This window comes from Dyella sp., from assembly GCF_036384435.1.
Classification (GTDB): Bacteria; Pseudomonadota; Gammaproteobacteria; order Xanthomonadales; family Rhodanobacteraceae; genus GSA-30.
In genome coordinates this window covers 127696-142319 of sequence record NZ_DASVMI010000158.1, presented here as the reverse complement: position 1 = coordinate 142319, position 14624 = coordinate 127696, and the positions used below count along the sequence as shown (strand labels likewise).

The window sequence follows — 14624 nt, the reverse complement described above, 5'->3', positions numbered from 1 at the left end:
TTCAGTCGCGAGGCAATCTGCGATCCAGTCGCAGATTGGGGCTCTAAAAGCCTCCAAGCCGCGACCTCGTCGCGACCGAAGTCGCTCTTACGCGGTTCGTGTCTCGTATTTGGGTAGCTGATCGACCAGGGCGAACGGCTCAGCAGCGCGATCGCGCCCAATCTGCTCGATCGCCAATGTCAGGGCACCGCGCCCAACCTGAAATGGGTCGCCGACTTCACGTACCTGTGGACGACCGCAGGCTGGCTGTATGTGGCTGTCGTGCTGGGTCTGTATTCACGTCGCGTCGTCGATTGGTCGATGCAGTCGCAGATGACGGCGCAGCTCGTGACCGACGCTTTGATGATGGCCGTGTGGCGTCGGCGATGGGCATTCTCCAACTCCATTTCGCAAGCTAGCTCATCTATCGGCATGGCGATCTCTCGTCGGCGCCTGCCAGGTTGGTGACATGAATCGAGAGCTCGCCTGCGCCGTGGCTGCGAGAACGGCGCCGCTAGCTTAGGTAGAGAATCCATTGGATGGCCGTCAAGGCGTTGCCGCGCCCCAGGGACCCAACGGGGCACCACCCGAGCCAGGCATGGCTCAACAGACACCACATCGATGATGCAAAGCCCCCATCAGGGGGATGGGGTACGGCTTATGCCAGGGGCACACTCCGCTCATCACAACGCGCCGTCATACGTTGGTGAGCTAGCGAGCGTGACAGGTTGATATTCGTGAGCTGCCCCGGCGTGCGCCGGGCGGAAACCCCGCTTTTATCTGTTTCCCGGAGTATGTCCATGGGCAAGAAGGTCGCTGAAATTCTCGTTGAGGTCCTGGAGCAGGCGGGTGTTGAACGTTGCTACGGCATCGTTGGCGACACCCTCAATCTGTTTGCGGAAAGTTTGGACAAGAGCTCCATCGAGTGGGTTCACGTGCGGCACGAAGAAGCCGGTGCATTCGCAGCGGGGGCTGAAGCTCAGCTCACTGGCGTACTGACGGCATGCGCCGGCTCGTGTGGTCCAGGTAGCCTGCACTTCATCAACGGCCTGTACGAAGCCAATCGCAACCGTTCGCCGGTGGTCCTGATCGCCAGCCAGGTCATGAGCAGCGAGTTGGGGTTTGAATTTATCCAGGAAGTGGATTTCAAGTCGCTATTCAAAGAGTGCTCGGTCTACTGTGAACAGATCTATACGCCTGAACAAGCACGCCGAAAAGTGGTGGCGGCATGTCAAGCAGCGATCGCTTTGAAGGGCGTCGCGGTTCTCATCGTGCCGGTCGATATCTCGCATGGCGAAGTGAAGGAGGACTTCCCGTATCGCGTGCATAACGCGCAGCCGCTTATTCGACCGAACGATCAGGAAATCAGCGATATCGCGAATATTCTCAACGAGGGTCAGAAGATCGCTATCTATGCGGGGTCCGGTTGCGAGGGTGCGCTCGACGAGATCAAGGCGGTGGCCGACAGGCTCAAGGCGCCGGTCGCCCATACGTCTCGCGCTAAAGATGCACTGGCATACGATAACCCCTACAACGTCGGCATGACCGGCATCTTGGGTAACGAGGCCGGATATAACGCCATCCTGGAGTGCGACACGCTACTCATGCTGGGCGCCGACTTTGCCTGGCGCCAGTTCTACCCTGACCATGCCAAGATCGTGCAGATCGACATCAAGCCGACACACCTGGGCCGACGCCATCACGTGTCGTTCGGGGCGGTGGGCGACGTCAAGGCAACACTACGGGCGCTTCTTCCGCATCTGGAAGAAAATCCGGATGAGTCGTTCCTTGGGGAGTTTGTCGATCGTTACAAGAAAGTTATCGAGGAAACCCAAAAGCACCTCAAGCCCGGTCATGACGACACCATCCCTGCCTCATACCTGATGTCGCGTATCAACAAGTATGCGGCCGACGACTCGGTGCTGGTTGCCGACGACGGATCACCCATTGTCTGGGCCGCTCGCCATTTCGACGCCAACGGTAAGCGGCGCATTTTCGGCAGTCTGCTCCACGGAACCATGGCTTCCGCTCTGTCGAGCTCGTTTGGCTTGCAAAAAGCCGCACCTGACCGCCAGGTCATCGCCTGTTGCGGCGATGGCGGCCTCACCATGCTCTTTGGTGAACTCATCACGACCATTCAAGAGAACATACCCGTCAAGATCATCGTGTTTGACAACGGCAAACTAGGTTTTGTGGAAATCGAGCAGAAGGCCGAAGGTATCCTGGACACCTTCACCAAGCTCAAGAACCCGGACTTCGGTAAGGTCGCCGAGGCCATCGGGCTTTGGGGAAAAACGGTCAATAAAGCTGCCGATCTCGATGGCGCGATCCAAGAGTTGCTGGCCCAGCCGGGCCCTGGTCTGCTCAACGTCATCGTCAATCAATTGGAGCTGGTGAAGCCACCCATGATTGAGTTGAAGCCGGTGGTGGGCATGGCCTTGTATTCCGCGCGCGCCATTCTGCACGGGCGTGGCGCCGATGTGCTGGAAATGATCCGCGAAAATATCTGAGGTTTCCTGGTCCGCGCGCAGCCTTGTTCGCAGTCCTTTCCGGGGCCACCCTTCGGAGTGGCTTTTTCCGGGGTGTTCCCGCGATCTACGCAGCCGCTTGGCACATCGTTGTAAAGCGGGCGGTACCTGGCTTACGACAGCTTTGCCGTTGGACATGCCCCGTTGCCTCATCACCTGGGTCGATACACGACCGTGGCCAGCCTGACTTGCACAGAGGTTTGTCGGATGCACTTCTTTTATAGGCAGCCTTTTCATGTAGCAATGCGCGCGGTGACGCTGATGGTCGCCGGTGCAGTGCTCTGCGCATGCAGCCAATCGCCTTCGCGAAACATTTTGGGATCTTACTTTCCGACATGGATGCTTTGCGCTTTGGTTGGCATCGTTGGCACATTTGTCCTGCGTGCTGTCTTGGTCAAGGCCGATATCGACCAAGATCTTCCTGTTCCCGTGCTCGTTTATCTAAGTCTCTGGATCGCCATTACCTTGGCGGTCTGGCTGTTTTGGTTGGGCTGAGGAGAGACGCGCATGTCTACAAAGCATCTTGCCGGCCGCGTGATCGCCTTCCTATCCTTCGCTCTGGCGCTGGCCCTGATCGTTGTGTGTGTGATCGTCGTGGACCGGCGGCCACGTACGCATGACGGTTATGTCTACGCCTATAGCGCCATGCTTACGCCCGAAGTGAGCGGTCGCATCGTTGCGATCCAAATCCGCAATGATAAAATCGTGCGTAAGGGCGATGTGCTTTTGCGCATCGATCCCGAGCCTTTTCAATACAAGTTGGAACAGGCAAAGGCACAAGTAGCCGCCCTGAAGGCGCAGATCGACCTTACCGGCCGCCAAGTGACCTCCCAAGGCTCCGGGGCCCAAGCTGCCGCGCGGCAGGTGGATCGTGCACGCCAGCAAGTCTCCCTTGCACAGGACACGCGAAAGCGCCTTGAACCACTGGCGGCCCGCGGCTTCGCCACCGCACAGCAGCTGGATCAGGCGCAGACCGATGAGCGTAGCGCGGAGGCACAGCTGGCGTCTTCCATCCAACAAGCATCGCAGGCCAAGGAAGCCATTGGCGATGTGGAAAGTCTGAAAGCTCAGTTGCTTGGAGCCATAGCGGCACAGCAGCTGGCCGAGCGTGACCTGAGAGAAACGACGATCACTGCCCCTGTCAATGGGCGCGTTGTCGGTTTTAACCTAGCGCTGGGATCCTTCGCCACGGCGGGGCATCCCGTACTGACCGTGATCGATGACGACAATTGGTATGCCGTCGCCAACTTCCGCGAAACAGAACTTGCGCATCTACACGCGGGGGACGTAGCCACGGTATGGGTTATGGGCCATGACGACCAGCCGCTTGCCGGCTCGGTCGAAAGCCTGTCTGCCGGCGTGCAGCCCACCGGTTCCGTGGGGCCGGGATTACCGCAAGTAGACCGCAATCTCAACTGGGTGGTGGTGGCGCAGCGTTTTCCCGTATGGATCCATTTGCGACGCAGCGATGCGTCTTTCCTGCGCATTGGCGCAACGGCCTCGGTGCGGGTGACACATGATCACGCAAGCTGAAGCCGCGACAGATCGAATCTCGTCGTTCGTAGGCCGGGAGCTGGCACTCACGCCCGAGCGTCGACGTTCCATCGCACGCATCTCGCTTGGCTGTGCCGTCATGGCAGCCATCACCATGACGTTCAAAGTTCCACTACCTGCTTACGCTGCCTATCTTGTCTTTATCGCCAGCCAGGAAGACGCGGCGTCCACCCTGAAGACCTCACTGGGCGGCGTCGTCGCGGCCACCATCGCAGTAGCGATTTCGCTGCTGTTCTACATCTTCGATGCCGGGGAGCCAGCGCTGCGCTTCCCGCTGCTAGTATTCAGCACCTTTGCCGGAGCGTTCTTCACCCGTACCAGCTCGTTGGGGCCGATTGCGTTTTTGTCTGGCTACATACTGGTACTGACGCAAACGCTGGCGGATGAAATCCCTTTCACCGATCCGCTGACCCATCAACTACTCTGGCTGTGGGTGGTGGTGGCGGCACCGATCGCGGTCACAGCCACCATGCATCTGTTGTTTGGCGAAAGTCCCGTGGCTTTGTCACAACAACGCGCCGCAAATTTGTTCGAACGCCTGGCTCGCCATGTCGAAGATCCTTCCTCCGAGCCGGCAAACGGCCTGCGCGATGAACTGATCGCGCTGAGCCAACTCAAGAACAAGGCGCTTCGGTGGAACAAGCGACTGAGGGTGTTTGCCCAGGAGGATGAAGCCCTGATCGCGTTGCTGCTGGAAATCCTGGCTATTTCCTCGCACTTGTCAGGCGATGGCCCGGACACCCGGCGCAACGCATGCGCGGCCATACGTGCCGCCGGAAGAGCATTCGTCAGGAGACGCCACATGCGCGTCGATTTTAAGCACCCTTCCTCACTTGATCGCGTGAAGCCATCGACGCAGGCGACTGGACGCTCACTGCAATGGGCCGTTCGTGAGCTTCTTGATTGCGCCCGGGGTGGGGCTGCTGTCGCTGCCCCAGTCGCGCCGGCTCCGACGGGCACACATCGCTTCCTGGTACCCGACGCTTTTCTGAACCGTGGACACGCGCGCTTCGCTATCAAAGTCATGCTGGCTGTGCTCGGCTCGTACGCAACTTATACGTTGCTTGACTGGCCGGGCATCCGCACGGCCGTCACAACGTGCTTCTTCGTGTCGCTGTCGACGTTCGGCGAGAGCGTTCACAAGTTCACACTGCGTGCCTCCGGTGCCCTCATCGGCGGTCTGATGGCCGGTCTATGCATCGTCTTCGTCATTCCGCTGCTAACGGATATCGGGCAACTTTGCCTGCTGATCGCTGCGGTATCGGCTTTCGCCGCCTGGATATCCACGGGAAACCAGGCGATTAGCTATGCCGGCATGCAACTGGCCTTCGCATTCTTCTTAGGCGTACTGCAAGACTATGGGCCGAATACGGATCTCACGGTTTTGCGCGATCGTATCGTCGGCATCCTGGTAGGCAACATGTGGGTAACGCTGGTCTTCGCATCCCTATGGCCGGTAAGCGCAGCGCAACAGGCGCGTGCCTTACGTGCGGCTGCCTTGAAAAAGATCTGCGCCATGCTGCGAATCGCGCACAGAAGGTCGTATCAAGACATTTTTATGGTCCAGCAGGACTTGTCGCGAGCCGACACGATGCAAGCACGCGCCACCTTCGAATGGCGAAGCGTCGGCCAAAACGACGGGCAAGAACCGTCATCCTATGCCGCCGAGCGTATCGCCGCGCATGCGCTCATCCTTCTGCGGGTGCGTGACGAAGAATCACATGGTGCTGCGACGATAGAGGCGGATGCGCAGCTTGCTCTACAGATCGATGCGCTGCTCGATTCCAGCCAAGCTCCGCCAAGAATGTCAGGTCCGCCAGAAAGGACTTCTTCACTGCTACATCAAGCCCGCGCTCAACTTGAAGAGGATTTTGGCCATGTCACGCGTTCCCGCTGAGCATCGGACGCATCGGTGGCGGACGCTGGCTGTTGCTCTGGTGCTTTATGGTGGAGTGGGGCAGGTCCATGCACAGCTTGACGACACGCGTTCAACGGTATCCACGGCAAAGCTCATCGGTGAGCACAGGATTTATTCACTGCAAGATCTGATAGGCGTGGCGCTGGAGAGCAACCCCTCGTATCAGGAGGCGCAAGAGCAGGCACTTCAAGCTCATCTCGAAACTTCCCTGGTGAGGGCTCAGTACGCCCCGCACGTCAACATCAAAGCCCTGGCCGGCAACGAGCACACGCCTTTGGCGATTACGCGTAACGTCTCGCCTCGAGGCTACATCGTATCGACTTCCCGTGAGATCATCCCTTCTCTTCAGTTAAAGTGGTTGCTATTTGATTTTGGCCGCAAGAAAGGCCAGGTGGAGGCTGCCACGCAGCTGGCCCTGGCGGCCGACTCCGGCCTGATGGGAGCGCAAGAGAAGCTCGTGTTTGACGTTTCACGCGCCTACTTCGACGTGATGTCGGCGCAGGGAAAGATGCGTGCAGCTGAGAAAGGCTTGCATGCGGCACAGCTCATGGAAGAAGCTGTCAACGGTCAGAAGCAGCATGGACGCACCACGGTAGTTCAGGTGGCGCAAGCCCACAGGCAAACAGCGGCTGCGCAAGTTGCCCTCACGAGGGCCTCGGGCGATGCGCAGACAGCATTCGCGATGCTGGTGGCCACGGTGGGGTTGCCTGCGGAATCGCAGTTTCAATTGTCGTCACCCTCAAGCGCTAGCATGGAAGCTGCTAAGAACGCCACTCTTGCAGCGCTGATCGATACAGCCCTGGACAATCGACCGGACATTCTTGCTGCTCAAAGCAAGGTTGCGGCGGCAGCCGCCAAGGTTGCCGCCACGAAGGCCGACTACCACCCTACCGTCAGCATCCAAGCCCAGGTCTTCCAGAACATCGGCAAGACCAGTAGCGATAACAGCCCTTTCTCCAGTGTCAATCTCACGGGCAACAGTATTTTCGTAGCTTTCGAGCTCCCGCTGTTTGACGGGGGAGCGCGCGCAACCAAGGTATCCCTCGCCAGTTCAGAGAGAACACAAGCGGAAGACGCATTGGCCGAGACCAAGAATCTCGCCGTCCAGCAGGTCGTGCAAAGCTACAACGACCTCAAGACCAGCCTGGATAACCGCAAGCAGGCAGTCGATTACACCCAGGCGGCCAAGATCGCGTATCAAGCTTCTCTTGAATCGTATAGGCACGGCATGGCCAGCGTCACCGATCTAACCAATGACGAGGCAGCGCTCGCTCAGGCCGAAGCCAGTCAGGAAGATGCCAATGCAGACGTCATGATTGCGCAAGCCGCGTTAGCGCTGGCAACCGGTCAGCACACCATGGAGCCCTAGCCCCGACGCGTTTCGCGCTCATTGGCGAGCTTTATGGCTTGCCCCCGTCCTGCCGATTTTATGGGGCCATCTGACGAGGTCGATTCGCGATAGCGCGTTGGCATGCGTTCCCGATGCGTCGAGGAATGGGCTTTCAGGCGTTGCGCTGATTCAACGCAGGGCATCGCACCAGCGTTGGCGCCTATAACGGGTTAGCCTTGCATGCCACATAGCTTCATGATCAAGCGTAGTAGTGACGCCGCCACGGCCAAGGAGCAGACGCTCGCTATCCATATGGCGATAAGCCAGCCGGAGCGGCGAATCCAGAGGCTGACTGGCTTTGCTGCGCCCATCATCAGTGGTAGCCCTCGGTCGTTCCTATCTTGCCGCGAAACACAAAGTAGGACCAGGCGCTATAGCCAAGGATAAACGGAATGATCAGCAGGGCGCCCACAAGGGCGAAGCCCATGCTCTGCTCCGGCCCGGCTGCGTCGCGGAACGAGATGGATGGCGGGACGATATAAGGCCATATGCTTATGATCAGCCCTGTATAGCCCAGGAACAGAAGAAACAGCGTCAAGACAAACGGCGTTGCCTGCCCGTCGCGTCGCAACGACCTGACGATTGCCCAGGATGTAAAGAGAACCAAGATCGGCACGGGGCAGAAGAGCGCGATATTCGGCAAAGCGAACCATCGTTGTGCAATACCTGGGTGGGCCAGTGGCGTCCACACGCTCACTATCGCTATGGCAACCAACAATATCGTGAGCAACAGCTGCGCCGCCCTGCGCATGAGACCTTGGATAAAGCCATCTGTCTTCATGACTAGCCATGTCGCGCCCAGGAGGCCATAGGCGACAAAAAGAGATAGGCCAGTGAACACACTGAAGGGTGACAGGAAGTCGAGCGCACCTCCGGTGAAGACCAGGTTTTCCACGGTAAAGCCGTTGATGATGGCACCCAAGGCGACACCCTGCGAAAAGGTGGCGATGAATGATCCCCAAGTGAAAGCTCTGTCCCATAATGGCTTGTGCGCTTCGCTTGCCTTAAAACGAAACTCAAAAGCGACGCCGCGCAAGATCAGCCCGATCAACATGAAGATGAGCGGAAAATACAGCGCGCTAAGCAAAATGGCGTAGGCCGTAGGAAATGCTGCGAGCAGTCCCGCTCCCCCCATCACAAGCCACGTTTCATTACCGTCCCACACGGGTGCCACCGTGTTAACCATCCGGTCGCGGTCCTCCCGATTGCGTATCAGTGGCAAAAGCATGCCGATACCCAGATCGAAGCCGTCCATGATGACGTACATCATCAGCCCGAAGCCGATGATGACCATCCAGATAAGTGGCAGATCAATGCCCATCAGTTCACCCCTAGCCAGTTACTTGGTGATCGCAGGATCGATGTTGTCCGGCGTTGCGGAGAGCGGTCGCGCCGGACGCCTGACTTGGTTTTGCTCCAGTCGGTGTGCGCCGCGGACGCCGTGAGGACCCTTGGCCACAAGCTTCAACATGTAGCTCACGCCAGCGCCGAACACGAAGACGTACACGACCACGAAGATGGCCAGCGTGGTGGAAACGGCTGCGGCAGAATGCCTCGAAACAGCGTTTTCCGTTCGAAGCAGACCATAAACCACCCACGGCTGGCGACCAATTTCGGTGGTCATCCAACCTGCCAACAAGGCGATCAAACCGCTGGGGCCCATGAGCGTTGCAAATCGTAGGAAGAGGCGTGAGGTAAAGAGGCGCTTGCGTGCCCGCAACACGGTACCCCACAGACCTAGGAGCACCATCAAGAAGCCGAGTCCGGCCATGAGGCGAAAGGTCCAGAACACGATGCTCGAATTGGGTCGATCGGCCTTGGGAAAGGACTTCAATGGCGGGATTTGCCCATGAAGACTATGCGTAAGCAGGATGCTGCCCAGGCGCGGCACTTCCACGGCAGCGTGGGTTACTTCGGCTTCCATGTCGGGGAACCCAAACAGAACCAGAGGGCTGCTATCGCCTTTGTTTTCCCAGTGCCCTTCGATGGCGGCAATTTTCGCGGGTTGGTATTTGAGCGTATTCAGGCCATGCGCGTCACCCAGAAAAATTTGGATGGGCGCAACGATGACGATCATCCACATGGCCATCGACAGCATCGTCCGCACCGCGTCGTTACTGTGTCCCTTTAGAAGATGCCAGGCGCCTGATGCGCCGACGAATAGCGCGGTCGATAGGTATGCCGCCACCGTCATATGAGCCAGGCGGAACGGGAAGGAGGGGTTGAAAATCACCTTCAGCCAGTCCACCGGGATCGCGCGGCCATTGACGATGGCGAAGCCTTGCGGTGTCTGCATCCAGCTATTGGACGCCAGGATCCAGGTGGTGGATATCAAGGTGCCGACGGCCACCATGACCGTAGCGAAAAAGTGCAGGCCGGGCCCCACTTTGTCGCGACCAAACAGCATGACGCCGAGAAAGCCGGCTTCAAGAAAAAATGCGGTCAGTACCTCGTAAGCAAGCAATGGCCCTGTAATGCCGCCGGCCAGCGAAGAGAACTGGCTCCAGTTGGTGCCGAACTCGTAGGCCATCACTAGGCCGGAAACGACACCCATCCCGAAATTGACGGCGAAGACGTGCATCCAGAACTGATAGAGGTCTTGGTAAACGCGCTCTTTCTTCCAAAGCGATAAGGCCTCTAGCACCACCAGAAAGCTGGCCAGGCCGATGGTGATCGCCGGGAAGATGATGTGGACCGACACTGTGAAGGCAAACTGCATTCTCGACAATTCGAGCGACGTCAAGCCGAACATATTGGGTCCTCGGGGCGCATGGCGGGCTCACGATCAAAAAGGGGCTGAGCTGGCTATAGGCAGCTCAGAAGCATGACGGTGGACGCATTGACCTCCGCAGATGTCGCCAGGTAATCAGAGTTGACGGGAATAGCGCTCAGGTCGATCGTCTCGCCATCACAACGTGGGCATCGTGCATTCAGGAAGACGGCGCGTGAGGCCTGCGGTGACGGCGCGCCAGCCAGCGGTGTTCGCCGTCTCGATGCATGCACTTGTCGTCGTCGCCAGCATGTTCGTTAGCGCTGGCTCTGAGGCTAAGATCCCCGATACGCAGCCGCTAGACGCCCCCCCGAATGGGGGCATTTTCTCGGCTCAGTTTGGGTGAACGATAAAGCGTCCCTCGAGCACAGGTGTCTGGCTGTAACAAAGCTGTCGTCAGCGGGGGCAGCAGCGCCGAGCCGTTCCAGGGCTGCCTGCTTCCATCGCCTAGGGCCAGTAAACGTACGCAGCACCGTGGGCGTATCAGTTATCTTTAAATTGTCTGGGCGTGCGGTGCGCCTGGCGCAACAATTTGCGTACTGGCATGGGGCGTATCGCGGTGGCTATCGGGTCCAGCAAGATCAATTTTCTGATCCTGGTGTTATGGCTAGCGTTGGCGGCGGCTAGTTCGGCGCGCGCCGATGCCCGTCCGTGGACACTGGATCGCTACCAGCATTCGACATGGACGACACGCGATGGTGCTCCTGTCGGCGTAACCAGCCTGACTCAGACGAAAGACGGCTTTATCTGGGTCGGCTCGTCTGAAGGCCTATTCCGCTTCGATGGCCTTCGCTTTCAACATATCGAAAATATCGACTCCGTGGCATTGCCCAAACTGCCGCTCATGACCGTGTTCGCCAGCGCAGACGGGGGGCTATGGCTGGGCTACTCGCATGGACCCATCTTCGAAATCAAAGGCGACACCGTCGCGCATGTGAGTTCCGAAGAACACGGGCCGGTCAGCACCATCAACAGCCAGTTCGTCGATAGTCCGGACGGTGGCGTCTGGGCTTCGGTGGCTCCCAATGTCATGACCTTCGATGGGAAACGGTGGATAGTTCCCGACGATGGCTTCCGCGAAATCTTGAGTCAAAAGGAATTCGTCACCCGCGTACTGGTCGATCGTAATGGAAACGTCTGGGCGGGCACGCTGGACAAGCTTCTCTACCGGCCTGCGCATTCCACGCAGTTCATGACACTGGAGACTTCAAACCAGAAAGGGCCCATCTCCGAGATTGTGCAAAGCAGGGACGGAAGCGTTTGGATTTGCTACACCGAAAGCGGCATCGAACGGTGGGACACCCATGCACCGACACCCATCCGATCCGACGCCGGCGCACTATCTAAATTGTCGGCACGCGGTCTAACCTTTGATAGTCAAGGAAACGCCTGGCTAAGAACCCAGAAAAGCGGTATCGAGCAAATCCCAGCTTCATATATCGACGACCATTCCGCAGCCGTCGGGGACGCTATGCGTAGGGGAACGTTCGACAGTTCGAACGGACTCAGCTCAGATACGGCATGGGCTCTGCTGGTCGATCGAGAGGATAATCTTTGGGTCGGAACGAGCCATGGCATCGACCGCTTTAGCCGAAGTAACTTTGCGCGATCCCCTTTTCCTCAGAACGGCAGCATGTACGCACTCGCCGCGGGCCGGGACGGATCTGTTTGGGCCGGAATGCAGCTGCAAGCTACCCAGAAGCTGAAGGACGGGCATCTCAGTACATCGATCCCAGGATCAGTAGAAGCGGTCTATGCCGGTCGCCAAGGCAACATCTATCTATCGCAACAGTCTGAAGGCAATTCGTTTGATATCTGGGTAAGCAACGCCGCCGGCGTCAAGCTGCTAACCCATTCAACGTCGCCATCGACCTACATGTCGGCGATCGTCGAAGACAGTCGTGGTGTGCTTTGGGGCTTATCGGAGAGCTCGACCAGCGCCAGCTTCAACTTGTTCACCCTCCATGGAAACCAATGGGTTCCATTCGCGATCCCTAAAGTAAATCGCCCACCCTCCGCACTGTATGCGGATGACAAAGGGCGTGTTTGGTATGGGTATTTGAGAGGTAGCCCTAACATGGATCTCTTGGGCGTTATCGACGACGGCAAGGCCTTATTGCTCGGTGCGGATCAAGGCGTAACCATCGGCAGCATAGGCGCCTTTATGAGTAACGGCAGGCACCTTTGGGTCGGCGGAAGCCAAGGCCTTGGCTTTATGGACGGCATGCGCATGCATGCGGTTCGACTGTCCAAGCAGCCGTCACTGGGAACCATCACCGGCATCGCCTTCGCGGCCAATGGTGACATGTGGATACATGCGATGTCAGGTGTCTACCGTATTTCCGAAAGGGATGTGGCGCAAGCCGAGAACGATGCATCGCATGCGCTATCCGTCACGAAATTCGATGGCTTGGACGGCTTGCCCGGTCCGCCGGATATCCACTACGGTCATCCAACCGTCGTCAAAAGCACGGATGGACGATTGTGGTTTGCCACCATCAACGGCGTGGTTTGGCTGGACCCAGCCCAGCTGGTGAGCAATCCTGTTCCGCCGTCGATCTCCATCACTAAAATAGTCGCGGACGACACCGCGTACAGTCCACATGAAAAGCTGGCATTCCCGGCGCTCACTCGTAACCTCGATGTAGAGTTTTCAGTCCTCAGCTTTTCCACGTCGGAGCGCGTCGACGCCAAAGTGCGCTTGCTCGGTTTTGACGCTGACTGGAAGGACCTTGGAACACGCCGGGAAGTAAGCTATTCGAATCTGGCACCTGGGGCACACCAGCTCGATATCGCGGCTTTCAATAGCGATGGAGTCAGAGGCCAAGCAGACGTGCACATGGTGTTTTACATCAAGCCCGCCTTCTATCAGACCCTTTGGTTCAAAGGTATCTGCGCGTTGGTTCTTTTGGTCGCCCTGTGGCTGGTTGTGGCCCTGCGAATTCGCCAGCTTTCGCGGCGCCTTCACATTAGCCTTGAGGCCAAACATAAAGAGCGTGAAAGCATCGCCCGCGAGCTCCACGACACACTGCTGCAAGGCATGCAGGGTTTGCTGATGCAAATGGAGTTCTGGGCACGAAGAAGCGATCTTGCCCCGCAACAGCGCGATGCGGCCACGGAGATCGAAGAAAAAATGCGCGACGTTCTGATTGACGGCCGCGACAAAATTCGTCTCCTGCGGCAGGACTATCAACGCGAACTGGACCTTGTTTCGGAATTGCTGACTGTCGGCCAGGGTGCATCCGCAAACTCGCCAAGCTTCTTCTCCTTGCGCGTGGAGGGTGAGCCTCTACCCGTTTGCCAGGAAGCCTGTGTTGAGATTTTCGCCATCGCTCGTGAGGCCATCCTTAACGCCTACCGTCACGCCGATGCAGACCACGTCGTTGTGACGATCACCTACGAAGCGAGCGCACTCAGCATTGCCGTTAGCGACGATGGATTTGGGATCGACCGAGAGCTTATGGAAGCCAGGCAACGTGCAGGCCATTGGGGCATCTCGGGTATGCACGAGCGTGCCGAGAAGATCAACGCGCTTCTGCAAATAGAGACCTCTTCGCAAGGCACCACTATTCGTTTGATCACCCCCAAACGCCATGCCTACCTCTCTCCTTCCCGAGCAAATTCGAGCCGAGTCCAGTGGTGGAGGCAGCAGAGACCACGCAGGCATAAAACAGATAAAGCCAGCGCGTAAAGCATTCTAAATACCCTTTCGGGTGTTGATATATTGCGACCATTTGTGCATAGTCGAACGGTCACGAGTGTCACATCAATCGCGCCATCTCTTCTAATCATTGGCATTTATCACGTGTTTGGATGAGACCTTGAACGAAGCGCCAGAGCGGTTCCGCATTCTCATTGCCGATGACCATCCCATGATCAGGGATGGCCTTCGCGCTATGCTCTCTGCAGAACATGACATGGTCGTCGTCGGTGAAGCCGGCGACGGCAAAGAAGCCATTCAGGGCTATCGTGATCTGCGGCCAGATCTATTGCTCATCGATCTGCAGATGCCGGAAATGGACGGCCTGCAGGCCATCTCCATCATCCGCGAAGAGTTTGCCGACGCCGCCATCATTGTTCTGACGAGCTTCCTCGGGGATGCCCGCGTCGCGCGCGCATTTGCACTGGGCGCAAGGTCGTATCTTCTGAAGACAGCGCGTGCCCAGGAGGTCATCCGCGCCATCCGCAGTGCGCTTGTGGGCCGGCGAACCATTGCCTCGGACGTCGCACAGCAGGTTGCCCAGCACATGGGGGAGGAGCAGCTGACGGATCGGGAAACAAGCATTCTTAAGCTGGTCGCCCAAGGCCGTAGCAATCGTAACATCGCCGACGCGCTGTTCGTCTCTGAAGATACGGTCAAGGCGCGGCTGAAAAGCATTATGCGCAAGCTCAACGCCGACGACCGAACGCATGCCGTGATGATCGCTATCGGCCGCGGCTTCATCGACCCCGTGCAGTAGATCCAGCTCCCGCTTGCCATGGCCT

The 14624-nt window shown here is 58.1% G+C and carries 10 protein-coding genes and 1 pseudogene; 8 read left to right on the top strand and 3 right to left on the bottom strand.

Annotation, left to right across the window (positions count from 1 at the left end; genetic code table 11):
- Window positions 1-123 precede the first annotated feature (123 nt).
- From VF436_RS16280 to VF436_RS16255, 6 genes and pseudogenes are all read left to right on the top strand, one after another.
- Window positions 124-363, top strand: a pseudogene (locus VF436_RS16280) (DDE-type integrase/transposase/recombinase); the annotation flags it as partial.
- Window positions 364-779: 416 nt separating this feature from the next.
- Window positions 780-2489: a thiamine pyrophosphate-dependent enzyme gene (locus VF436_RS16275; protein ID WP_330905077.1), complete on the top strand. Its 1710-nt coding sequence runs from the start codon at window positions 780-782 to the stop codon at window positions 2487-2489.
- A gap of 225 nt (window positions 2490-2714) precedes the next feature.
- Entirely contained in the window at window positions 2715-3002 is a 288-nt protein-coding gene (locus VF436_RS16270) for a YtcA family lipoprotein (RefSeq protein WP_330905076.1), read from the top strand.
- Between the two features lie 12 nt (window positions 3003-3014).
- A complete protein-coding gene (locus VF436_RS16265; RefSeq protein ID WP_330905075.1) occupies window positions 3015-4040 on the top strand; it encodes an HlyD family efflux transporter periplasmic adaptor subunit in 1026 nt (341 codons plus the stop codon).
- A complete protein-coding gene (locus tag VF436_RS16260; protein ID WP_330905074.1) occupies window positions 4024-5958 on the top strand; it encodes an FUSC family protein in 1935 nt (644 codons plus the stop codon). The genes VF436_RS16265 and VF436_RS16260 overlap by 17 nt, the downstream gene beginning before the upstream one ends.
- A complete protein-coding gene (locus VF436_RS16255) occupies window positions 5939-7348 on the top strand; it encodes a TolC family protein (protein ID WP_330905073.1) in 1410 nt (469 codons plus the stop codon). Before VF436_RS16260 ends, VF436_RS16255 begins: the two co-directional genes overlap by 20 nt.
- Before the next feature lie 191 nt (window positions 7349-7539).
- Here VF436_RS16255 and VF436_RS16250 read toward each other — a convergent pair whose 3' ends face one another.
- From VF436_RS16250 to VF436_RS16240, 3 genes are read right to left on the bottom strand one after another with little or no spacing between them, the layout of a single operon-like run.
- Window positions 7540-7680: a DUF2474 domain-containing protein gene (locus VF436_RS16250; RefSeq protein ID WP_330905082.1), complete on the bottom strand. Its 141-nt coding sequence runs from the start codon at window positions 7678-7680 to the stop codon at window positions 7540-7542.
- 2 nt (window positions 7681-7682) lie between these two features.
- Window positions 7683-8690 carry a cytochrome d ubiquinol oxidase subunit II gene (cydB, locus tag VF436_RS16245; protein ID WP_330905072.1) on the bottom strand — a complete coding sequence of 336 codons (1008 nt, stop codon included), beginning with the start codon at window positions 8688-8690 and terminating at the stop codon, window positions 7683-7685.
- 18 nt (window positions 8691-8708) lie between these two features.
- Complete coding sequence (locus VF436_RS16240; protein ID WP_414649874.1) at window positions 8709-10112, bottom strand: cytochrome ubiquinol oxidase subunit I; 1404 nt, start codon at window positions 10110-10112, stop codon at window positions 8709-8711.
- 571 nt (window positions 10113-10683) lie between these two features.
- Between VF436_RS16240 and VF436_RS16235 the strand changes: the two genes are divergently transcribed.
- Window positions 10684-13830, top strand: a complete 3147-nt coding sequence (locus VF436_RS16235; protein WP_330905070.1) for a sensor histidine kinase — start codon at window positions 10684-10686, stop codon at window positions 13828-13830.
- 157 nt (window positions 13831-13987) lie between these two features.
- Window positions 13988-14599, top strand: a complete 612-nt coding sequence (locus VF436_RS16230) for a response regulator transcription factor (RefSeq protein WP_330905081.1) — start codon at window positions 13988-13990, stop codon at window positions 14597-14599.
- Window positions 14600-14624: the final 25 nt, after the last annotated feature.

Excerpts from the sequence above, each read along its gene's own strand:
- VF436_RS16265 (WP_330905075.1), top strand. The coding sequence starts at position 3,015 with ATGTCTACAAAGCATCTTGCCGGCCGCGTGATCGCCTTCCTATCCTTC.
- VF436_RS16255 (WP_330905073.1), top strand. The coding sequence starts at position 5,939 with ATGTCACGCGTTCCCGCTGAGCATCGGACGCATCGGTGGCGGACGCTG.
- VF436_RS16250 (WP_330905082.1), bottom strand. The coding sequence starts at position 7,680 with ATGGGCGCAGCAAAGCCAGTCAGCCTCTGGATTCGCCGCTCCGGCTGG.
- cydB (WP_330905072.1), bottom strand. The coding sequence starts at position 8,690 with ATGGGCATTGATCTGCCACTTATCTGGATGGTCATCATCGGCTTCGGG.
- VF436_RS16235 (WP_330905070.1), top strand. The coding sequence starts at position 10,684 with ATGGGGCGTATCGCGGTGGCTATCGGGTCCAGCAAGATCAATTTTCTG.
- VF436_RS16260 (WP_330905074.1), top strand. The coding sequence starts at position 4,024 with ATGATCACGCAAGCTGAAGCCGCGACAGATCGAATCTCGTCGTTCGTA.
- VF436_RS16270 (WP_330905076.1), top strand. The coding sequence starts at position 2,715 with ATGCACTTCTTTTATAGGCAGCCTTTTCATGTAGCAATGCGCGCGGTG.
- VF436_RS16275 (WP_330905077.1), top strand. The coding sequence starts at position 780 with ATGGGCAAGAAGGTCGCTGAAATTCTCGTTGAGGTCCTGGAGCAGGCG.